A 21,516-nucleotide genomic window follows, 5' to 3' on the forward strand; every position below is an offset into this window, starting at 1 on the left:
TCGAGCGTCCGGCGGGGTGGGGACCTCTTGCGTCGCAGTGGCGAAGAGGGTCAAGGTGGGGGCGCCGGCGCTGCCGGGAACCAACACAGAGTGCGAGCAAGTCGCCCGTCCCGCGGCCCGGTTGGGCCGCCGAATGGCACGTCTCCTGACCAGGGAGCCTTGAACGGCAAGCCGAGCGCAACAACGAGCGCCCGCCGGGTCCGGCGCGGAACTCGTCGACCGACATCCCTTGCTCCCCGGCCTCGGAGGTTCGCGATGCGGCACGTGCGGCAGTTCCTACGACTCGGCGTCAGTGCCCTCGCCCTCGCCTCCCTCGCGGCGCTCTCCGCCTGCACGGACAGCTCGTCCTCCTCCGACGGCGCCTCGGGCGGCCCGGCCACCCTCGACCTCGCCGTCCCCTCGGCCGTGATCGCCCCCAAGGAAGAAGTCGCCACCTACGCGGTGGGCGACGCCGAGGGCTACTTGTCGGGGGAGCGGCTCAAGGTCAACGTGATCAACACCGACGGTTCGGTCGCCGCGGTCCAGGCCGTCGCCTCGGGCAGCGCCGACATCGCGCCGGCCGACGCCGGAGCCATCCTGGCCGCGCGGGAGAAGGGCGTCCCGGTGAAGGCCGTCGGCGGCCTGGTGCGGAACTGGCCGTGGCGCATGGCGGTTCAGCCGGACAGCGACATCAAGACCGCCGCCGACCTCAAGGGCAGGAAGGTCGGCGTCATCAGCCTCGCCTCCGGCTCGGCCATCTATGCCCGCGCCTACGCCGCCGACGCCGGACTCGACGCCGCCAAGGACGTCGATCTGCTGCCGGTCGGTGTGGGCGCACAGGCCCTGTCCGCTCTGGAGAGCGGCAAGGTCGACGTACTCGCCCTGTACACGCAGGCCTTCACCACGATCGAGAACACCGGCGCCGAGTTCCGCTATTTGGACAACTCCGCTGCCTTCGACGGCATCCGCTCCCTGACCTTCGCGGTGACCGAGAAAACCCTGAAGGAGAAGAAGGACGTCCTCACCCGCTACTTGCGCGCCTCCTACAAGGCGCTGCTCTTCTCCGCCGTCAACCCCGAGGCCGCCATGCGCGACGGCTACCGGGCGTTCCCGCAGCTGCTGACCGGCAAGAAGGCCGACGACCGCATCGGCGACGACACCAAGACCCTCCAGGCGTGGATCAAGACCGCCGTCCCGGCCGTCGGCGAGCCCGCGAGCTTCAAGGACTGGGGTGCGATCAGCGACGCGGAGTGGAACAGGACGGTCGCCTACACCAGGACGTCCGGCCAGATCACCAAGGACGTCCCTCTCCCGGAGCTGTGGGACGACAGCCTCCTCAAGGGCGCGAACGACTTCGACTCCGCGGCAGTCGTCGAGAAGGCGAAGGCCGCCGAGCAGTGACCGGGACACATCACCAGGGAGGCGAGGGGGCCGGCATGGCGATGAGGATTCCGGGACGACGCCGACGCAGTGGGCGAGGCGGTGGCGCGGTGGCACCGACCGATGCGGACGAAGACCGCTGGATCGAGGTCACCGCGCTGCACAAGACCTACCGGCCGAGCAGGTCCGAGCCGACCCACGCGCTCTCGGACGTCGGCTTCACCGTCCGGCGCGGCGAGTTCGTCTCGGTCGTCGGTCCCTCGGGATGTGGCAAGACCACGCTGCTGAAGATCCTCGCCGGGCTCGTCCCCGCAAGCCGGGGCGCGGTCCGTGTCGCGGGCCGCGAGGTGAGCGGGCCGCTGCCCGAGGTGGGCATGGTCTTCCAGGCGGCCACCCTCCTGCCGTGGCGCACCGTTGTGCAGAACGTGATGGTCCCCGTGGAGGTGCGCGGGCTCGACGCCCGTGTCCACCGGGAGCGCGCCGAGCGGTTGCTCGCGATGGCCGGACTCGACGGCTTCGAGGAGAAGTACCCCCATGAACTGAGCGGCGGGATGCAGCAGCGCGCCGGAATCTGCCGGGCCCTGGTGCACGACCCGGCCGTGCTGCTGATGGACGAGCCCTTCGGCGCGCTCGACGCCATGACCCGCGAGTACATGAACGTCGAGCTGCTGCGGATCTGGCGGGAGAGCGGCCAGAGCGTCGTGTTCGTGACCCACTCCATCCCCGAGGCCGTCTTCCTCTCCGACCGGGTGGTGGTCCTCAGCCCCCGCCCCGGGCGGGTCGCCGAGATCGTCGACATCGGGCTGGAACGCCCGCGCGAGATCAGCGCCATGGCCTCGGACCGGGCCGGGATCTTCGTCGAGCGGATCCGCAGGCACTTCAACGCCACGAGCGTGATCGACCGATGAGACCCCGCAGGAGACCCCGTACCGGCAAGCGGCCCCGCCTGGATCCGAGAGAGCGCCCCGAACTGCTCCTCGTCCCCGCCGTCTTCGTGGTCGTCATGCTGGTGTGGGAGTTCGCGGTCCCCGCCTTCGGCGTCGACGACTACCTGCTGCCGCGGCCCTCGCAGATCCTCGACGCGCTGCGCAAGCAGCTGGCCGACCCGTTGTTCTGGGGCCACCTGAAGGTCACGCTGCTGGAGTCGCTGTACGGCTTCCTCCTCGGCGCGGGCGCGGCCCTGGTCCTCGGCGCCGCGATCTCACAGGTGCGGCTGATCGAGCGCACCTTCATGCCGTACGTCGTCGCCTTCCAGACGGTGCCCAAGGTGGCCCTCGCGCCGCTGTTCGTCGTGTGGTTCGGCTTCGGCATGACGAGCAAGGTCGTCATGGCCGCGGTGATCTCGTTCTTCCCGATGCTGGTCAACGTGATCGAAGGGCTGCGCTCGGCGGACGCCGACCGGATCCAGATGCTCACCGTGTTCGGGGCCGGCGCGTTCCAGGTGTTCCGGATGGTGCGGCTGCCGAGCGCGCTGCCGTTCATCTTCGCCGGGCTCGACATAGGGATCGTCTTCGCGATCCTCGGCGCCGTCGTCGGCGAGTTCATCGGGGCGAAGGAGGGCCTGGGATACCTCCTGCTGCAGACCAACTACAACTTCGACATCGCCGGGATGTTCGCCGTGCTGGTGGTGCTCTCCGCACTGGGGCTCGTCGCTCACTTCGGCATCCGTTTCGTCCAGAGGCGCGTCACCTTCTGGTCCGAGGACAGCCGCGTGATCGGGGCATGAAGCGAAGGAGGCCACGGTGACCGAGTACGACCTGGTGCTGAAGAACGCCCGTGTCGTCACCCACGACCACGACGACGCCCGGCCCGCGGACATCGCCGTCAGCGCAGGGCGGATCGCGGCCGTGGCCCCCGGCATCCCGACGGCAGGCGCCCGCCGGGTCGTCGACGCCCGCGGCAGACTGGCGTTCCCCGGCGTCGTCGACGCCCACCAGCACTGGGGGATCTACCACCCCTTGGCCGAGGACGCGGCCACCGAGAGCCGCGCATGCGCACAGGGCGGGGTCACCAGCGCCCTGACCTACATGCGGACCGGGCGCTACTACCTCAACAAGGGCGGTGCCTACGCCGACTTCCTCCCCGAGGCACTGGCCGCCGCCTCCGGCCGCGCCCACGTCGACTACGGCTTCCACCTCGCGCCGCTCACACGCGCTCACATCGACGAGATCCCCGACCTGATCGAGCGGTTCGGCGTCACCTCGTTCAAGATCTTCATGTTCTACGGCGGTCACGGCCTGCACGGCAGATCCGCCGACCAGAACGCCTTCCTGATGCTCCCCGACGACGAGCGGTACGACTACGCACACTTCGAGTTCGTCATGCGCGGGGTCCAGGCCGCCCGCGAGCGCTTCCGCGACCTCGCCGACGAGATCTCCCTCTCCCTGCACTGCGAGACCGCCGAGATCATGACCGCGTACACCAGACTCGTCGAGGAGGCGGGCGACCTCACCGGGCTGGCCGCCTACAGCGCCTCCCGGCCCCAGCACTCCGAGGGGCTCGCGGTCTCCGTCGCCGCCTACCTGGCGCACGAGACCGGGCTGCCGACGATCAACCTGCTGCACCTGTCGTCCCGCAAGGCGGTCGACGCGGCCGTACGGATGAGCCGGGCGTTCCCGCACATCGACTTCCGGCGCGAGGTGACCGCCGGACACCTGCTCGCCGACATCACCACCGCCCACGGCCTCGGCGGCAAGGTCAACCCGCCGCTGCGGCCCCGCGAAGACGTCGAGGCCCTCTGGGAGTACGTCCTCGACGGCGCCGTCGACTGGGTCGTCAGCGATCACGCCTGCTGCCGCGAGGAGGTGAAGTTCGGTGACCTCAAGGACGACGTCTTCCTCGCCAGGTCCGGGTTCGGCGGGGCCGAGTACCTCCTCCCCGGCCTGATCACCGAGGGGACGAAGCGCGGCCTGCCCCTGGGCCGGATCGCCGCGCTGACCTCCTGGAACCCCGCCCGGCGCTACGGGCTGCGCGCCAAGGGCAGCCTCGCGCCCGGCTTCGACGCGGACATCGCCCTGGTCGACCCCGACCGCACCTGGACCGTGCACGCCGCGGACTCGGAGTCCACACAGGGGTACACCCCGTTCGAGGGCTTCGAGCTGACGGCCCAGGTCACCGACACCTTCCTGAGAGGCGCCCACATCCTGCAGTCGGGCAAGGCCGTCGGCCGGCCCGTCGGCGCCTATCTGCACCGCCCGACGGCGACCCCGACAGCCGGGCCCGCGCCTTTGACATGATCGACGGCAGTCCGTACCGCTGTCAGGCTGGAGCCGCCGATGGATGTGACCGAGTCAGGGCATGCCGCGCGGGTGCGCGCTTACGCGGCCGTGGGGGCACGACTGTCGCTCTTCAGCGACCGTCGGCTTCAGGACGCGGTGGCCGCGGCGCCGGGTCTGGGCTCCGGCATCGGCGGCAGGGCGGCGCAGCTGGAGGTCGACGGGACACGCGTCTTCGTCAAACGGGTCCCGCTGACCGACGTCGAGCTACGGCCGGAACACCTGCGGTCCACCGCCAACCTGTTCGAGCTTCCCCTCTTCTACCAGTACGGGGTGGGGTCGGCCGGGTTCGGCGCCTGGCGCGAGCTGGCCGCGCACCTCCTGACCACCGGCTGGGTGCTGACCGACGAGTACGCGGGTTTCCCGCTGCTGTACCACTGGCGGGTGCTGCCGGACAGCGCACCCGCCGGTTTCGTCGACGGGCTCGGGGGCGTCGAGAAGGCCGTCGCGCACTGGGAGGGCTCGCCGGCCGTGCGCCGCCGACTGGAGGCCATCGGCTCCTCCTCCGCCAGCCTGGTGCTGTTCCTGGAGTACGTGCCCCGCACGCTCGCCGGGTGGCTCGGCGAGGCCCGTGACACCGCCTGGCGAGGTCCGGCCGGCGAGTCGCCCTGTCGATGGGCCGAGGGGGAACTGGTGCGCGGGACGGAGTTCATGAGCGCGCGCGGCCTGGTCCACTTCGACGCGCACTTCGCCAACGTGCTCACCGACGGCCGACGGGTGTACTTCGCGGACTTCGGGCTCGCGTCGAGCCGCGGCTTCGACCTCTCGCCCGCGGAGGACGCCTTCCTCACCGACCACCTCGTGTACGACCGCTCCTACGCACCGAACCACCTGCTGCGCCATCATGTGCCGGACGAGGTGCGCGGCGGCGCCGACCACAGTGCCTTCCTGCGCGCATGGGCCGACGGTCACCGGCCCGAGGGCGTTCCGTCCGACATCGGTGCGATCCTCGACCGTCACGTCGCGCACGCGGTCGTCCTGGACGACTTCCACCGTCGCCTGCTCACCCAGAGCAAACGCACTCCGTTCCCCGCGGCCGAGCTCCAGCGGGCCCTGGCCTGACCCGGCCCTCAGTACACCGGATCCGGCTTCATCAAGCCCATCGCTATGAGCGCCCGCGAACCACCGCTGACCGCCATCGTCAGGAGAGCCTCGGGAACCTTGAACGCGGGCGGCAGGCTCATGATCGTCTTGCGTGCCGTCCGGTGATCGCTGTGCGGTCCGAACAGCCGGTAGACATGGGGCGTTTGAGAACCGCACCACAGTCGGTGGACCAGCAGCGGGTTCAGGAACACGGCCGGACGCCACGGGGAGCAGCCGATCACCCTCGAGAAATCGATCATGTAGTGGTTGTAGTGAACCAGGGTGCGCAGCTCGGGGTTTCCGTGGAAGAACTCGTTCTCGTAGGCTGCCTGTCGTTCGATGAGCCCTTGGAGTTGCACGCGGTCCGGCAGCTGCTTCTTTCCGCTGAGCAGGAGAGCGAAGTAACGGCTCTGCATCTCGGAGCAGGCCGGGACCCCGCCGGCGGCCGGCCGCGCCCACCCGATGAGAACCACGCCCGTGCCGAGATCCGGGTGGATCATGTGCTTGTACAGCCTGCGCACATCGGTGATGTGCGCATCCTTGAGAATGCTGAAGTCCTCGATGTACCCCGTGTTCAGCATGACGACGTCGACGGTCTCCCGCCGACCGTCCTTGAACAGGACGTAGTCCTTGCCGAGACGCTCGATGCCCGTGGCGTTGACGGTCAGCGTGCCGTCGACGACCCGGTGGATGAAGGCTTCGTTCTTGGTCAGGAAGTGGTTGAAGAAGTGCTTGTTCTTCGAGTTCCACTCGGCCACCGCCCTGGCGGCGGCCGTCTTGCCTCGGGTCTTGTTCCGTTTCATCCCGAATCGCATGCCCGCGGTGGCGGCCGCCAACGGCACCGAATGAAGCAGATGTGAGGTGTAGGCGTCATTGGTGAACGGCCGGCCTCCGGGATACCGCTCGATGATCGGCTGATGGCGGCGCACCGACAGCGTGCAGCTCGCCGACACCTGCGCGATCTCGTTCACGACGTCCGCCGCGGTCTCCCCGATCCCCACACACAGGACGCGCTTGCCGCGGAACCGCTCGGCGTTCCGGTAATGGGCCGAGTGCACGATCTCGCCCGCGAAGTCCTCCTGCCCGGGAAGATCGATGTAGTTCGGGACCCGGTGCGTGCCGGTGGAGATGGCCACCGCATCGAACTGATGCGCAACCCGCTGCTCGGGGTCGTCGGCCGGCGCGACCTCGACGGTGTAGCCGCCGCTGTCGTTCCTCGAAATGCTGAGCACATCGGTCCGGTACTGAATGACGGCGCCGACGCCGAACTTCTCGGCGAAGTCACGCAGGTACTGACGGTATTCGGCCGCGGACCAATACCGTCGCTCCTGGTTCTCCGGCGGAGGAAAGCTGGAGAAGGTCATCATGTAGTTGGAGATGGTCAACATCGTCGAGTCGTAGGCGCCCGCCTCGTCGGAGCCGACCTCGGCGCGAAACACCCCGCCGAGCTCGTCGCTGTGCTCGAAGCAGGTCACCGCATGACCTTCGTCCAGGAGCTCCTTCACCGCAACCAGACCCGATGGACCGGCGCCTATGACACAGACTCGCTTCCTCATTCTTACCTCTCGACCTCGGATGCTGTTTTCTCGGCTGGTTCTGTCAGCGGCTTTCGAAATGGACCGGCAAACTGTCGTAGCCGGTGAGGAAGTTCGAGTAGAGGGGGCGGGGCGTCCCGCGCAGCTCCATCCGGGTCACGCCGGCCACCAGGGCGCTCAGCAGGGCCCGTAGCTCGGCCCGGCCGAGGAAGGCGCCCAGGCAGTAGTGCGGGCCGTGCCCGAACGAGAGGTGTTTGTTGGGCGAGCGGGACAGGAGGAAACGGCGTGGCTGGTCGAACACCGACTCGTCGTTGTTGGCCGATATGTTCCACAGGGTGACGATGTCGCCGTCGCGCACCTTCGCTCCGCGGATCTCGAAATCCTCGACGGCGGTCCTGGCCAGGTGGATCCCCGGTGTCGCCCAGCGGATGATCTCCTCCACCGCCGAGTCGAAGGAGACCTCGCCCGTCTGCAGAGCGTGCCACTGATCGGGGTGCTCGATCAGGGCGAGCACCGCGCACATCGCCGATATCCGGGATGTCTCGTCGCCGCCCAGAATGAGGCTGTAGCAGTTGACGGCGACTTCCTCGACGGTGAGCAGACGGCCTTCGACCTCCGCGGTCGCGAGCATGCTGATGACGTCGCCGCCCGGAGCGTCCCGCCGTTCCTGCGCCAACTCCATGAAATAGAGCACGATTTCGTTGCGGGCGCTGAGCGCGTCGAGCTCACTGCTGTCCGCGTTGCCTGACGACAGCGCCATCTTGTTCCACTGCAACAGGTTCCCGCGGTCCGCGGCCGGAATGGACAGCAGGTCGCAGATCGTGTTCATCGGGATCTGCTCGGCTACCTCCGCGGCGAAGTCGAACGTGCCCATCTCGACCACCGCCGACACCAGTTCGGTCGTGCGGCGCCGGATCTTCTCGACGACCTCGCCGAGGACCCGAGGTGTGAACGCGCTGAACATGAGATTGCGCAGGCTCCGGTGGCGCGGGCCGTCCGTGACCGCCAGCATGCTCCCGCCCGCGGAGTCGTCGCCCCGCAGCACGACATCGAGAACGTTTCCCCGGGCGGAACTCAGAGCTGCGTTGTGGTACAACGACTGGACGTCCGCATAACGGGACACCACCCAGAAACCGGGATTGCGGTCAGTGGGTTCATGCCAGTAGACGGGACGCTCTGCTCGCACTTCACGCCAGAACTCGTGGACGTCGTTCTCAATAAAAGCGGCCGGATCGGTGAGGTCCAGGGAACGAACATTGAGAGCGGGCTGACTCATTGCCTGATGGTGACAGGAGCCGCCCGCCCGCTGTCCGGAATCTTGCTGGTTCCTTTCCACCGGCAATCCGGCGCCCCCGCACGGCGCACGGGTCTTGCCGTTCTCTTTCCGGTCGGCCCCCTGGACGGCGGCGACGCCCCAGGCTTGGCGCCAGACGATTCCGATCGCCCAGGGGAGCTGACGGTGAGTAGCGAACTCTCGAACACCGAGGACGGGGTGCGTGCGCAGCCCATGCGCCCGGCCGGCCCGAAGGCGCGGATCGCGGACTGCCCGCTGGCACGCAGCGTCGAGGGCATCGGCCACTGGTGGACCCTGGAGATCCTCCACGAGGTCTACGACGGCCACGACCGGCTCGAGTCGATCCGCCGCAACCTGGAGACGCCCGCCGACGTGCTGCAGGAGCGGATCGCCGCACTCGTGGCGAAGGGCCTTCTCGAAACCGACGACGGGGCGGCGGACCCCGAGGACCGGGTCTACCGGCTCACCGACAGCGGCCGTGCCCTGCGCCCGCTCATCGTGGTCATGGCGACGTGGGGGAACCGTCAACTCGCTCCGCAGGACCGCAGTCTCATTCTGGTCGACGCCGAGACGGGCGTGGCGGCAGACCCGGTCGTGGTGGACCGGCTGACCGGCCGACGGGTCGACACCGCCGACTACGTCTTCGCCCGCGGCCCCAAGGCCAGCGCTTCGATCATCGCCCGCTATCCGGAGGTCCCCGAACAGCGGTGACGCGCTCGCCCGAGCCGAAGCCGCCGACCGCCCCAGGAAAGGCCGCGCCGGCTGACCGAGACGCAGCCGAAGGCCAACGCCCTCACGCCCGTTGGACCGACCGCGCCAGAACAGCCACGAAAGGCCTCACACCACGATGGACATGTCGGAATTCCTGGCCCGTGCCGCGCACGTGACCGCCGCCCTCGCCGCCGTACTGGTCCTGGCCCGTGCAGGACGGGCCGCCGCGCGGTGGCTGCGTCAGCCGGAGGTCGTCGGCGAGGTCACGATGGGCCTGCTGGTCGGGCCCGCCGTGCTGGCACTCTCCGACCGCGCCCTCTTCGACGCGCTGCTCCCGGCCCACGTACTCCACGTGCTCAAGTTCGTCGGTCAGACCGGGCTCGTGCTCTATCTGGTAGGCCTCGCCCACAAGTTGCGGCCCGGGCCGGGCGGACCCTCGCAGCGGGCCCTGACCGCCCTGGTCGTCGGCGCCTTCGTGGTACCCCTCAGCACGGGCCTGCTGCTGGTGGGGCTCATCGAGCTCACCGACGACACGGCGGCCCGCGGCCCGGGGGCGCTGCCCGCCTTCATGCTGATGATCGCGGTGTCCATGTCCATCACCGCGGTCCCCGTCCTGTCCCGGATCCTCGGCGACCGGGGCCTGAGCGATTCGACCGAGGGGCAGCTCGCCCTCTCCGCCGCCATCGTCATGGACAGCCTGGGCTGGGTCCTGCTCACGCTCGCCATCGGCCTCGGCGACGGCGACCTCTCGGGTCTGTGGCAGTCCGCCGTCGCGCTCCTCGTCGGCGGCGGCTGCGCGTTCCTGCTGCGCCTGGGGCTGCGCACCGGCCCGGCGCGTCGGCTGTGCCGGCGGGCGCCGAGAGCGACCGCGGCCCTCCTCGGCGCCGCCGCGCTCGGCACGGCGCTGCTGACCGAGCACCTCGGCATGACCGCCATCGTCGGCGCCGCGCTGGTCGGCCTCGCGATCCCCGGCGAGCACCTGGCCCCCTGGGCCGAGCCGGTCGCCACGGTCGCGCGCACCGGACGGCTCCTGACGCCGGTCTTCTTCGTGGTCACCGGCGTCACCGTGCTCATCAAGGCCTTCAGCTCGGCGTCCTGGACGCTGATCGCCGCCACACTCCTCCTGAGCTGTGTGGGCAAGCTGCTCGGCGGCTATCTCGGGGCCCGGCTCTCCGGCCTGCGACCCGGCTCGGCGCGCCGGATCGGCGCCCTGATGAACACCAGAGGGCTGACCGAACTGATCGTGATCGAGGCCGGACACCGATCCGGCATCCTGCCCGCGCCGATGGTCCTCGCCCTGGTGATCATGGCCCTGGTGACCACGGCCATGACCGGACCGCTGCTCACGCTCGTCGACCGCACCGAGCGACGCGACAAGGCGCCGGTCCGTCCCCCACTCCACCGCTCCGTAGCGTCGGAAGGCAGCACCCCATGACCGAACACCCGGCCACAGCCGCCTCGCCCCAGCCGACGGTGGCCGATGCGACGCCCGACGAGTTCCGCACCATGATGAGCGGCTTCCCCACCGGGGTGTGCGTGGTCACCAGCGTCGACGGGGCCGGAGCGCCCTGGGGGATGACCTGCTCCTCGGTGTGCAGCGTCTCGCTCGATCCGCCGACCCTCCTGGTGTGCCTGCGCGCCGGCAGCCCGACACTGGCCGCCGTCCTGGAGCACGGCGCCTTCACGGTCAACCTGCTGCACGAAGGCGCCCAGGACGCCGCCGAGTTGTTCGCCTCGGGCAACCCGCGCCGGTTCGACCTTCTCCCGTGGGAACAGGACCCCGACGCCTCGGGGCCCCATCTGGTCCATGACGCCCACACGGTGGCGGACTGCACCGTGTCCCTGACCCAGACCATCGGCGACCACGTGACCGTGTTCGGCCGGACCCGCAGGATCGTGCGCCGCCGTCCGCGGTCGCCCCTGATGTACGGGCTGCGCCAGTTCCGGCCGTGGCCGGCCGGCTGACGCACCACCTCACGCCCGAAGGGTCCGGCCACCTGTGCGTGGCCGGACCCTTCGTCAACTCCGCTTCCCCTGCGGCGAGCTACGAACGCATCCCCTTGAGGCTGTGAACGTGTTCGAGGTATTCCCAGTGGCTCGGCAGCGTCTCGACCAGGGACTTCGCCTGGTCTCGGACCAGTCGTAGCTCCTTGTTCGCGGCGACGTCGTCCATCAGCCCGAGGCCGGGCAGCGGCTGAACGTCCAGGCCGCCGAGACCCAGAATCATCGCGGTGTAGGAGTAGGGCTCGAACCCGTGGTAGTAGGGGAAGACCGTGTCCTCGTCGGGCAGCTTCGCCTTCCACTGCTCGATGCGTCCGGCCAGGGCGTCCGGCATCTGACGGGTCTTCGCATCCCGCCAGTACTGGTTGTCGTCGCGCTTCGCGGCGACGTAGTGCAGCACGAGGAACTCCCGCACGCCGTCCATGACGTTGGCCACCTGCCGGTTGTACGACCTGCGCAGCTGATCGTCCTTCCGGCCGCCCGGGAAGTGCTTCACCAGCTGTTCGATCGCGTTCTGGATGAAGAAGATCCCCGTCGACTCCAGCGGCTCGACGAACCCGCTGGACAGACCGATCGCCACGCAGTTGTTCACCCAGGAGTTCTCGCTGCGACCGATCCGCATCCGGATGTGGTTGGCGGACAGGTCGTTCGCGGCGGGCCCCATGAACTCGCGGAGCGTGCGCTCGGCCTCGTCCGGGGTGCAGTAGTCGCTGGCGTAGACGTAGCCCGTGCCGATCCGGCCGAACAGCGGGATGGTCCAGATCCAGCCCGCGGCCTGAGCGGTCGCCCTGGTGTATGGGCCCATCCCCTGGTCGGCCATGTCCATGGGCACCCGCAGTGCGACCGCGCTGTCGTTCGGCAGGGTGTCCTGATAGGACAGGAAGGGAACGCCGAGCTTCTTGTTGAGCAGCATCCCGCGGAAGCCCGTGCAGTCGATGAAGAGATCGCCGACGAGGTCGCCGCTCTCCTTCGTGCGCACGTGCGTGATGTCGCCGCGCTCGTCCACCTCGGTGTCGACCACGTCGTCCAGCACGTGCCGGACCCCGCGATCGGTGCCGTACTTCGTGAGCAGCTTCGCCAGCAGCGTCGCGTCGAACTGATAGGCATACGGAAACTGAGTCTGCTGTTCGGCCATCGTCGACCGGGACGCCTGCGCCGCCTCGCGCTCACCGAAGTCGAGCGCCAGCAGGCTTCCCTCGAGCTGTCGAGGCGAGCGCTTGGCGTCGCAGAGCGCCGCGATGAGCGTGCAGTCCCGGTCGTAGTCCGCGCTGGGGCGCTTGTGCAGCCACCAGTCGGCGAGCGAGACGCCTTCCACCACGCGGGGCCGTTCGAAGGGATGGTAGAAGTGATGCCCTTCGGCTCGCCAGTTGTCGTAGCGGATCGCCAGTTTGTACGTGCCGTGACACTCCGGCATCCAGTCGGTCTCTTTGAGCCCGAGATAGGAGAAGAAGTGGCGGATCGTACTGAAGGAAGCCTCACCGACACCGATCGTGGGCACGTTCTTGGATTCGACGAGCGTTACCGAGAGCTGATCTCCGAACGCCGCTTTGAGATACGACGCGGTCATCCAGCCCGCGGTCCCGCCGCCGACGATGACAACACTGCTGGCCATGATTTCCTCACTTCTCTCGTGCTGACCCGACTTCACCTTCGTCATCGGTTCATCCGGCTGAATTCGGCCCACCGTCGCCGCATTCGTCGACGAACTCCAGGAGCCCCCGGACCCCGGTCTCGAGCGCCGTCGGATCCACACAGAACGCGATCCGGACCAAGTGCCGTGCCCAGGGCGCATAGTCGTGGGACCGGACCCGACCCCGGTCGTCGACGTCGGGACGCATCGCGAACCCGTCGCCCGGTACGACGGCGACGCCCTTGCTCTCGAGCAGCCGGGTCGCGAACGTCTCGGCGTCCAGCCCGGTCCGGGCCACGTCCACCATCGCGTACCACCCGCCGGCCGGCAGTTCCCGCAGCAACCCGGCCCGGATCAACGGCGACAGGGCCACGTCCCGGTTGCGCTGCACCAACTTGCGGTTGGTCGCCGTCGCGTCGGACCGACTCTCCAGCGCGGCGATGCCCGCGTACTGCACCGGGGTCGACGTGCCGATGATGTTCGCCTCCTGGACGACCTTCATGACGTCGGCGGCGCGGTCGTTGGCCAACGCGATGTAGCCCAGCCGGTAGCCGGTCATCGCGAAGCTCTTGGAGAAGCTGAAGACGCTGTGCACGATGCGCTCGGCGACCGGGACGTCGCGTTCGAGCGAGGCGACCGAGATGTGCTCGCGCTCGTAGAGGAAGTGCTCGTACGCCTCGTCGCTGATGACGTGCCAGCCGCGGCTGCGCGCCAGCTCCAGCAGGGCGCCGAGTTCGCCGCGGTCCAGGACGACGCCGGTCGGGTTGGCCGGTGAGTTGATCAGCAGCACCTGGGTGCGCGGTGTCGCGGCGGCCGCGATCACCTCGGGATCGGGCCGGAGATCGGCCCCGAGCGAGTACAGCACCGGCCGGAAACCGGCGAGCAGGCTCTGCTGGAGGTGGACCGGCCAGTGCAGTTCCGGCAGCAGGATCTCGGCGCCGGGCTCGGCCAGCGACTGCAGCAGGGCGGCCAGGCCCTGACACGAACCCGGCGAGATGAGGAGCCGGGACACCGCACTGTCCACGTCGTTGTCCGACCGCAGCTTCTCCACCAGCGCCGCCCGCAGCTCGGGCAGGCCCTCCACACCGGTGTACTTGGTCTCGCCCCGACGCACGGCGTCGACGAACGCGTCGGCGACGTTGTCGGACGGGTTGAAATACGGGTCGCCGACGTGCAGCTTCACCACCTCGACGCCGGTCTCCTCCTCTCTCTTCTCCGCGGCTCGGAAAATTCGGTGCAGACACGAAGAAGGAATGGATTCAGCGGCGGACAAGATTTCCTGACTCACGCTCGTACCACCTTTGTTCCGTTGAGAGTTCATCGGACTCGCAAGATGCGTCATGCCGTGCGGCCGCCGTCGACGGGGATGACCGCACCAGTGATCCAGCCCGACAATTCCGCGTCGAGCAGCACACACACCCATCGGCCGATTTCCGTACCGTCGCCGAACCGTCCCATGGGAGTCGACGAGAGGAGATCGGCGCGCAGTTGCCGGGTCCCCGTCTCGTCCAGCCCGGTCTCGCTCCACATCGGGGTGTCCACGGGACCGGGCATGATGGCGTTCACCCGCACGTCCGGCGCGAACTCCCGCGCCAGCGAACGAGTGAGGCTGTTGAGGGCCGCCTTGGTCGCACCGTAGAAAGCACGCCCCGGCATGGACAGCGCACCGCCGACCGACGAGATGTTGACCACGCTGCCGCGGCCCGCCCGCAGCAGCGGCAGCGCGCAGCGGATCAGTTCGGCCGGCGCACGGACGTTGACGGCGAACATCGCGTCGAACAGCGCAGGGTCGATCTCGTCGAGCCGACCGAACCGGGCCAGACCCGCGTTGTTGACCACCGCGTCGACCCCGCCGAAGCGGTCGGTCGCCGCCGCGATGATCCGTTCGGCGGCGCCGGGCGCGGACACGTCGGCGGCCACCACCGCGACGGCCCGCCCGTACTGGTCCGCCAGCTCCCGCAGCGGTTCCTCGCGGCGCCCGACGATCGTCACGTTGGCGTCCGACTTCAGCACGCATTCCGTGATCCCGCGGCCGATGCCGGTGGCCGCACCGGTGACCACGACCGACTTTCCGGCCAGCGTCATCGCAGCACCTCGCGCTCCGCGAGAACCTCGACGACGTCGGCGATCAGTTCGGTTGGGTCTGAGAGGAGTCGGAAGTGTCCGCCCGGCCGGGCCCGCACACTGAACCGGCCGGTACCGACCGCCGCCCAGTCGCCGAGCCGCGCACCGTCGACCAGTGGATCCTCGGTGTTGTAGTAGCAGCGGACCTGGCACTGCAACGGTTCGGGGTGCGGGGCCGGCCGGTAGGTCTCGTTGAGCGTGATGTCCGACCGGACGACCGGCAGCAGGAGTTCCCGAAGCTCGGCGTCGTCCGCGACGACCGGATCGATCCCGCCGAGTTCCCGCAGCGCGGACCACAGTTCGTCGTCGCCGGCCCGATGCGTGGTTCCGCCCCCCGCCTGCGACGGCGCCGGCGCACCCGACACGAACAGACAGCGCGCGGCTCTTCCGTTGTCCTGCAACACCCTCGCGGTCTCGTACGCCACCAGCGCGCCGAGGCTGTGCCCGAACAAGGAGCAGCGGGCCGCGTCCAGCCGTAACAGCTCCTCGGCGACGCACGCCGCCATCTCGGCGACGCTGCCCGCGGGCGGCTCGGCCATCCGGTCGGCGTGCCCCGGATACTGCACGGCGAGGAGCTCGGCATCCGCGGGCATCGCCGACGACCAGGCCCGATAGATCGCCGCCGAACCACCGGAGTGGGGAAAGCAGACCAGCCGGTCGGCCGGGCGCTCCACGCTGTTGAGGGCCCGCACCCAACCTCGGTCGCGCGTTCGTATGCGATTCACGCCACCGAGCTTCACCGATGCCTCCGGCCTGCCCGGGGCAATCTGTCAAAGCTCTGTCGGGGGCCGACGCGGGTCGCGGGCCGTTGCCCGAACCTGAAGACGTCGCAACCTAGGAGGACACATGCTGGACGGGTTCGTGCCCTGGCCACCCGACTTCGCCGAGCGCTACCGCCGCGCCGGCTACTGGAACGGTGTCTCTCTGCGGCAGCTGCTCACCGACAGTGCGGGGCGTCACCCGGACAAGATCGCTGCCGTGGACTCGACACGCCGAATGACCTACCCGGAGTTGGTCGACGAGGCCGACCGGGTCGCGTCCGGCCTGCTCGATCTCGGCATCGGCAGGCGCGACCGGGTGGTGGTGCACCTGCCGAACAAGATCGAATTTCTGTCCACCGTCATCGCCCTGTTCGGCATCGGCGCGATCCCCGTGCTGGCGCTGCCCGGCCATCGCCGCGACGAGATCCTGCATCTGACGCGCGCTTCGGAGGCGGTGGCCTACGTGGGCCCGGACCGGTTCCAGGGCTACGACTACCGGGCGCTGGCCCGCGAGGTACGCCATGAGGCACCGGGCCTGCGCCACGTCGTGATCGCCGGCGAGGCGGCCGAGTTCACCCCGCTGTCCGAGCTCGCCCGCTCCGGGGTACGGGAACTGCCGCCGGTCGACTCGTCCGAGGTGGCGCTGCTGCTGTTGTCGGGCGGAACCACCGGGGTGCCGAAGCTGATTCCCCGCACCCACGACGACTACGCGTACAACGTCGCCGCCTGCGCGCGGGTGGTGGAATTCGACGACAGCGGTGTCTACCTCGCCGCCAACCCCGTGCCGCACAACGCCGCACTCGGCTGCCCCGGCGCGCTGGGCGCGCTGCTCCTCGGCGGAAAGACCGTCCTGGCCGCCAATCCCAGCCCCGACCACGTCTTCCCGCTGATCGAGCAGGAAGGCGTCACCCTCACGACCCTCGTGCCCGCGCTGGCCCTGCTGTGGGCCGAAGCCGCGCAGACCACCCCGGTCGACATGAGCGCCCTGACCATCCAGGTCGGCAGCTCGAAGTTCGGCCCCGCCGCGGCGGACCGGGTGAGCACGAGTCTGGGGTGCCGCCTCATGAACGTCTACGGCATCGGCGAGGGGCTGATCACCCACACTCGCCTGGACGACTCACCGGAGGTCGTCTTCGGCACCGAGGGCCGACCGGTGTGCCCGGACGACGAGATCAGGATCGTCGACACCGACGACCAGGACGTCGCCGTCGGCGTCACCGGCGAACTGCTCACCCGTGGCCCATACACGATCCGGGGCTACTTCGCCGCGCCGGAGCACAATCGCCGGGCGTTCACCCCGGACGGTTTCTACCGCACCGGCGATCTGGCCCGGATGACCGACGACGGAAACATCGTCATCGAGGGCCGACTGAAGGACATCATCCATCACCTGGGCGAGAAGGTCTCGGCCGAGGAGGTGGAAGGCCATGTGCTGACCCACCCTCAGGTCCGGGACACCGCGGTGGTCGGCATCCCGGACGACGATCTCGACGAACGTCTCTGTGTGTTCGTCGTTCTCGCCGGTGACGCGGACACCGCGGCGGCGCCGATTTCGCTGCGCACGATCAGGGAACACATTCGTGCTCGCGGGCTGGCGTCCTACAAGTTGCCGGACGAGCTGATCGTCGTCTCCGATCTTCCCCGCACTCCGGTGGGCAAAATCGACAAGAAGGCCCTGAAGGGTTTCTCCGACTGACCCCGGGACGGATGCGAGCAGCTGGGGGCGGGGCGTGACGGCGCTCCGCCCCCAGCTGTGTGACGGCGCCCGGCCGGGTGCTCGGGGGTGCACGAGGATTCATTTTTTCGGGCCGCATATGCAAAACGCATGGGCGTCAATGCGGAATGAACCTGTCCCGGCGTGATCTCCGACTGTTAATGTCTGAATTGCTTCTTGAGCGTCCGGATGCAGGGGTGATGTTGGACTGTTCGCGGTTATGAGAATTCTGTCGAATTAATTCCCGAGGGGGGTTTGTGAGGAATGGGTAATCCATTCGAGGACGACGGTCGGGAGTATCTGGCCCTGTGCAACGACGAGGAGCAGTACTCGCTCTGGCCGCAGGACATCGCCGTTCCCGACGGCTGGCGGGCGGTATACGGGCCGGCCGCCCGTGGAAAGGTCATCGACCACATCGACCGGGCCTGGACGGACATGCGGCCGAAGAGCCTGCGGGACGCGATGGCGGCGAACGACGGCGCGTGACGGAGAAACGGACAAAGGTACTTGGGGGACACCTGTGACGACACATGTGAAGAATCGGGTCAAGTTCGTCCGCTGGCCTGCGGAAAGCGATATGCGTGAACAATGCAAGGTGCGGGGGCATCTCTGTCTTTTGGTGGTCGAGCACGGCGCGGCTCCGCCGGAGCAGTTGAGCCTCTACGAGGACTGGGTGCGTCCCCCCATCGTCCAGGAAGATCTCCAGGCCCGGGTCCGCCAGTTGGCGGATCGGGCTGTTCTCAAGTCGAAGCCCGTGCTGGACCCGGCAGGCCTCCTCTACTTCAAGGACTCCTCCGTCACGCTCTCGCTGACGCAGTGCGAGATGCTGGCGCCGCTGGTGGCCCGGTACGGCCAGATCATCTACCGAACCGAACTGCGGGAAATCCTCGAACACTCCGGTTCCAGCTCGTCCAGTAACGCGCTCGACCTGCACGTGATGCGGTTGCGTCGCCGCCTGCAACTCGTGGGGCTCGCGGTACGCAACGTATGGGGACGCGGTTTCGTCCTCGAGCCCGTCTAGGCCCATGAGGCATCGGGCGGCGGGCCGCGTGTGGCCGCCTGCGGACGGCGGCCACCGCGACGGTCAGGACGTCGCGACGCTGAGACCGAGGTGCGCCTGACTGCGCAGCGCGCGCAGCTCGGCGAAGGGGAGGCTACATCGGCCGATCAGATAGTCGGCCCCCGATGTGCCGCCGGTTCCGGACTGGTTGCCCAGGACCTTCGTGATCAGGCCGATGTGACCCACCTGCCAGCGCCAGTATCCGTTGCCCAGGTGCAGCAGGGCTTCGATGATCCGGTAGTGGATGCCGGCCTCGATACCGCGCCGGGCGACGTCGGAAACGGTGTTCCCCGACCTCGCGACCCAGGCGGCGAACGATTCGTACAGCGGGCCGTCGTGCTCGGCGTTGCCGACCAGGTGGGCCAACCGCTGGAACTGTTCCGACTGCGCGCCACTCGCTGTTCCGAGCGCCTTGCGGAACATCGCGAAATCGCACAGAGGTAACCGGTCCAGGGCGGTCAGTTGGGCGTTGAGCACGTTGACAAGCTCCGCGGCACGCTGCAGGAGATCGACGATCCATTCCGCGTTGGACGTGTCATCGGTCGTCGTGAACGCATCGACGGCGGCTTCCACGTCGTCGATGATCTGCCTGAGCCACAGTTCGCTCGACTGGTGCGCGATGATGAAGAACTGCTCCGACAGCACAGTGGACTTGACGGCCGTGGATCCGGCAGCCCGGGGATTCTGCAGGGACAGCAGCGTATCCAGCTCGAGGTAGCTCTGATAGGTCAGTTCATCGGTCACTTTGATTTCCCTCTCTCCGTGACGAACTCGAGCGTTCGATGTGCGTATTCGGTCAGCACGGAAGATTCAACGCAGAAGTCGACGGTCGACTCGCGGAGTCGGACTGGACCGCTCGTTGCCCGGGACGTCCATACGACGGCTGCGCCGAACCGGTCGGACAGTTGGGCAGCGTTGCCAGGCCCTGCCTCATTATGGGGTGGCCGGTGACCTGGTGAGCTTTCGAGAAAGAGTTCTTTCACGGCTTCGTCGGCCGGCCCGGCTGCGTGCCATCGTCGACGAAGGTCAGCCGGCACGATGGCGGTCCCGGTGGGATTCCCACCCCGACAGTCGCCATGCTTGCCCACCAAGTTTCGTATTCATCACGTCGGACTCTGGGTCGGAGGCGGAGCGGAGTTGAAAACTGTTTCGGAGCTGTTCGAGTCCACGGTTGCCAAATCGGGTGATACTCCCTCGGTCATTTTCGGCGAAACCGTCGTCGACTATGCGGAGTTGAACGCGCGGGCGAACCGACTCGCCAGGCGGCTGATCGCGTCCGGCGTGGGGCCGGACTCCCTGGTCGCCGTCGCGGTGCCACGATCGACCCGGCTGATCGTCGCGGTGCTCGCCGTGCTGAAGGCCGGCGGCGCATACCTGCCGCTGGACCCGAGCTACCCGGCCGAACGGCTGGCGCACATGGTCGTGGACGCACAACCCGTTCTCCTGCTGCGGACGGAGAACGTCACCTCGCTCCATCTGGACGTGCCGGAGACGGTGCTCGACGACCCGGCCGTCGAAGCCGCGTGCGAGCAGGAGCGCGACGACAACGTCGCCCCGGACGAGCGGCTGGCGCCGCTGACCCCCGCCCACCTCATGTACGTCATCTACACCTCCGGTTCCACCGGCGTCCCCAAGGGCGTCGCGGTCAGCCACGCCGGCGTCGCCGACATGGTCTCGACCCAGGCGAGGCTGTACGGAGTCGGTTCAGGCGACCGCGTACTGCAGTGGGCGTCGTTCAGCTTCGACGCCTGGTTCTGGGACTTCGGGCTGGCGCTGCTGCACGGCGCGACCCTGGTGGTGGCCGAGCAGCACGCGTTGATGCCGGGGGAGTCGCTGCGCGACACCCTGCTGACGTACGACGTCGATCACGCCGTCCTGCCGCCGGTGGCACTGGGCATCACCGACAGCGAGGACCTGCTGGTCGGCGGCACGATCACCTCCACCGGCGACGTCTGCACCAGGTCCCTGGCCGAGGAGTGGTCCAAGGGCAGGCGCCTCTTCAACGCCTATGGCCCGACCGAGGTGACCGTCGGCGCGTCGATCGGCGGACCGGTCGACGGCGTCCAGGACGAGGTGACGATCGGGACGCCCTGGGACGGCGGCGCGGTGTACGTGCTCGACGATCGGCTCGAAGACCTCCGCGACGGCCGGGAAGGCGAACTGTTCCTCGCCGGCAGCGGAGTCGCCCGCGGCTACCTGAACCGGCCGGGCCTGACCGCCAGCCGCTTCGTCGCCGACCCGTACGGTCCGCCCGGCAGCAGAATGTACCGATCGGGCGACCGCGGAAGGCACGAGACCGACGGCGAGCTCTATTTCACCGGCCGGATCGACCATCAGGTGAAGGTCCGTGGATTCCGCATCGAACTCGGCGAGATAGAAGCCTGCCTGGAAAGCCACCCGGCGGTGGAGATCGTCGTCGCGGCCGTGGGCGGCGACGACGTCGCCACCGAGCACATCGTCGCCTACGTCAAGACCTCCGCACGACATGTCGTCTCCGAGGCGGAACTGCGCGCATACGCTCGCCGCGCACTTCCCGAGCACATGGTCCCCTCGACCATCGTCATGCTCGAGAAGTTCCCGACGCTGTTGAACGGCAAGCTCGACCGCAAGGCGCTCGCCGAGCGGGCAGCGCGCACCGCAGCCGACACCTCCGCTGTGACGCCCGCTGCCGCGTTCGACGCGGGCGACGCGGGCGATGCGGGCGATGCAGGTGACGCGAAGTCCTTCGAAAAGATTCTCTGCGACATGGTGATGCAGACGCTGAACATCAGAGAAGTGAATCCACAGGACAACTTCTTCGACGTGGGCGGCCACTCGGTGCTCGCCGCGAAACTGGTCAGCCGCATGCGCAAGGAACTCGGCGTGTCCGTGCCGATGCGCTCGATGTTCGAGGCCAAGACCCTGGCCGAGCTCGCGCAGGTCGTGGAGCAGGCCAAGCAGACCCAGCAGGCCTAGAAATGCAATGCACA

The 21,516-nt window shown here is 68.6% G+C and carries 19 protein-coding genes; 12 read left to right on the plus strand and 7 right to left on the minus strand.

The features are described 5' to 3' along the window. Positions 1 to 255 precede the first annotated feature (255 nt). From ACIBAF_RS33125 to ACIBAF_RS33145, 5 genes are read left to right on the plus strand one after another with little or no spacing between them, the layout of a single operon-like run. Positions 256 to 1,380: an ABC transporter substrate-binding protein gene (locus ACIBAF_RS33125; protein WP_399467890.1), complete on the plus strand. Its 1,125-nt coding sequence runs from the start codon at positions 256 to 258 to the stop codon at positions 1,378 to 1,380. A 35-nt stretch (positions 1,381 to 1,415) separates the two neighbouring features. Beyond that, positions 1,416 to 2,267 carry an ABC transporter ATP-binding protein gene (locus ACIBAF_RS33130; protein WP_399467891.1) on the plus strand — a complete coding sequence of 284 codons (852 nt, stop codon included), beginning with the start codon at positions 1,416 to 1,418 and terminating at the stop codon, positions 2,265 to 2,267. Then, complete coding sequence (locus ACIBAF_RS33135) at positions 2,264 to 3,085, plus strand: ABC transporter permease (protein ID WP_399467892.1); 822 nt, start codon at positions 2,264 to 2,266, stop codon at positions 3,083 to 3,085. Before ACIBAF_RS33130 ends, ACIBAF_RS33135 begins: the two co-directional genes overlap by 4 nt. A 16-nt stretch (positions 3,086 to 3,101) precedes the next feature. Beyond that, complete coding sequence (locus tag ACIBAF_RS33140; RefSeq protein WP_399467893.1) at positions 3,102 to 4,595, plus strand: dihydroorotase family protein; 1,494 nt, start codon at positions 3,102 to 3,104, stop codon at positions 4,593 to 4,595. Positions 4,596 to 4,634: 39 nt separating this feature from the next. Continuing rightward, positions 4,635 to 5,696 carry a protein kinase family protein gene (locus ACIBAF_RS33145; RefSeq protein ID WP_399467894.1) on the plus strand — a complete coding sequence of 354 codons (1,062 nt, stop codon included), beginning with the start codon at positions 4,635 to 4,637 and terminating at the stop codon, positions 5,694 to 5,696. 8 nt (positions 5,697 to 5,704) lie between these two features. Here the strand turns inward: ACIBAF_RS33145 and ACIBAF_RS33150 are convergent, their stop codons facing one another. After that, positions 5,705 to 7,273: a flavin-containing monooxygenase gene (locus tag ACIBAF_RS33150; RefSeq protein ID WP_399467895.1), complete on the minus strand. Its 1,569-nt coding sequence runs from the start codon at positions 7,271 to 7,273 to the stop codon at positions 5,705 to 5,707. A gap of 43 nt (positions 7,274 to 7,316) precedes the next feature. Continuing rightward, positions 7,317 to 8,528, minus strand: a complete 1,212-nt coding sequence (locus ACIBAF_RS33155; protein ID WP_399467896.1) for a cytochrome P450 — start codon at positions 8,526 to 8,528, stop codon at positions 7,317 to 7,319. 183 nt (positions 8,529 to 8,711) lie between these two features. Here ACIBAF_RS33155 and ACIBAF_RS33160 point away from each other — a divergent pair, with 183 nt between their 5' ends. From ACIBAF_RS33160 to ACIBAF_RS33170, 3 genes are all read left to right on the plus strand, one after another. Continuing rightward, complete coding sequence (locus ACIBAF_RS33160; protein ID WP_399467897.1) at positions 8,712 to 9,257, plus strand: winged helix-turn-helix transcriptional regulator; 546 nt, start codon at positions 8,712 to 8,714, stop codon at positions 9,255 to 9,257. Between the two features lie 142 nt (positions 9,258 to 9,399). Beyond that, the gene (locus tag ACIBAF_RS33165; RefSeq protein WP_399467898.1) at positions 9,400 to 10,692 is read left to right on the plus strand and encodes a cation:proton antiporter; all 1,293 of its coding nucleotides are present in this window, start codon (positions 9,400 to 9,402) and stop codon (positions 10,690 to 10,692) included. Next, positions 10,689 to 11,222, plus strand: coding sequence for a flavin reductase family protein (locus ACIBAF_RS33170; protein ID WP_399467899.1), 534 nt, complete (start codon positions 10,689 to 10,691; stop codon positions 11,220 to 11,222). The genes ACIBAF_RS33165 and ACIBAF_RS33170 overlap by 4 nt, the downstream gene beginning before the upstream one ends. 79 nt (positions 11,223 to 11,301) lie before the next feature. Here ACIBAF_RS33170 and ACIBAF_RS33175 read toward each other — a convergent pair whose 3' ends face one another. From ACIBAF_RS33175 to ACIBAF_RS33190, 4 genes are read right to left on the minus strand one after another with little or no spacing between them, the layout of a single operon-like run. Then, complete coding sequence (locus ACIBAF_RS33175; RefSeq protein WP_399467900.1) at positions 11,302 to 12,870, minus strand: tryptophan halogenase family protein; 1,569 nt, start codon at positions 12,868 to 12,870, stop codon at positions 11,302 to 11,304. A gap of 49 nt (positions 12,871 to 12,919) precedes the next feature. After that, complete coding sequence (locus tag ACIBAF_RS33180; protein ID WP_399467901.1) at positions 12,920 to 14,176, minus strand: pyridoxal phosphate-dependent aminotransferase; 1,257 nt, start codon at positions 14,174 to 14,176, stop codon at positions 12,920 to 12,922. A 50-nt stretch (positions 14,177 to 14,226) separates the two neighbouring features. Beyond that, positions 14,227 to 14,973: an SDR family NAD(P)-dependent oxidoreductase gene (locus ACIBAF_RS33185; protein WP_399467902.1), complete on the minus strand. Its 747-nt coding sequence runs from the start codon at positions 14,971 to 14,973 to the stop codon at positions 14,227 to 14,229. Next, positions 14,970 to 15,737 (minus strand): thioesterase II family protein, encoded by a 768-nt coding sequence (locus ACIBAF_RS33190; RefSeq protein ID WP_399467903.1) that lies wholly within the window; start codon positions 15,735 to 15,737, stop codon positions 14,970 to 14,972. Before ACIBAF_RS33190 ends, ACIBAF_RS33185 begins: the two co-directional genes overlap by 4 nt. 121 nt (positions 15,738 to 15,858) lie before the next feature. Here ACIBAF_RS33190 and ACIBAF_RS33195 point away from each other — a divergent pair, with 121 nt between their 5' ends. The 3 genes from ACIBAF_RS33195 to ACIBAF_RS33205 all read left to right on the plus strand — a co-directional run bounded on the left by ACIBAF_RS33195 (position 15,859) and on the right by ACIBAF_RS33205 (position 18,508). Next, positions 15,859 to 17,469, plus strand: a complete 1,611-nt coding sequence (locus ACIBAF_RS33195) for a (2,3-dihydroxybenzoyl)adenylate synthase (RefSeq protein ID WP_399467904.1) — start codon at positions 15,859 to 15,861, stop codon at positions 17,467 to 17,469. A gap of 282 nt (positions 17,470 to 17,751) precedes the next feature. Then, positions 17,752 to 17,973 carry an MbtH family protein gene (locus ACIBAF_RS33200; protein ID WP_399467905.1) on the plus strand — a complete coding sequence of 74 codons (222 nt, stop codon included), beginning with the start codon at positions 17,752 to 17,754 and terminating at the stop codon, positions 17,971 to 17,973. Between the two features lie 34 nt (positions 17,974 to 18,007). After that, a complete protein-coding gene (locus tag ACIBAF_RS33205; RefSeq protein ID WP_399467906.1) occupies positions 18,008 to 18,508 on the plus strand; it encodes a winged helix-turn-helix domain-containing protein in 501 nt (166 codons plus the stop codon). Between the two features lie 63 nt (positions 18,509 to 18,571). Here the strand turns inward: ACIBAF_RS33205 and ACIBAF_RS33210 are convergent, their stop codons facing one another. Further along, complete coding sequence (locus ACIBAF_RS33210; RefSeq protein WP_399467908.1) at positions 18,572 to 19,291, minus strand: tryptophan 2,3-dioxygenase family protein; 720 nt, start codon at positions 19,289 to 19,291, stop codon at positions 18,572 to 18,574. Between the two features lie 393 nt (positions 19,292 to 19,684). On the opposite strand from ACIBAF_RS33210, the gene ACIBAF_RS33215 reads away from it, so the two are divergent. Continuing rightward, entirely contained in the window at positions 19,685 to 21,502 is a 1,818-nt protein-coding gene (locus tag ACIBAF_RS33215; protein WP_399467909.1) for a non-ribosomal peptide synthetase, read from the plus strand. The last annotated feature ends 14 nt before the right edge of the window (positions 21,503 to 21,516 follow it).

The organism is Streptomyces sp. NPDC051677, assembly GCF_044453465.1.
GTDB lineage: Bacteria > Actinomycetota > Actinomycetes > Streptomycetales > Streptomycetaceae > Streptomyces.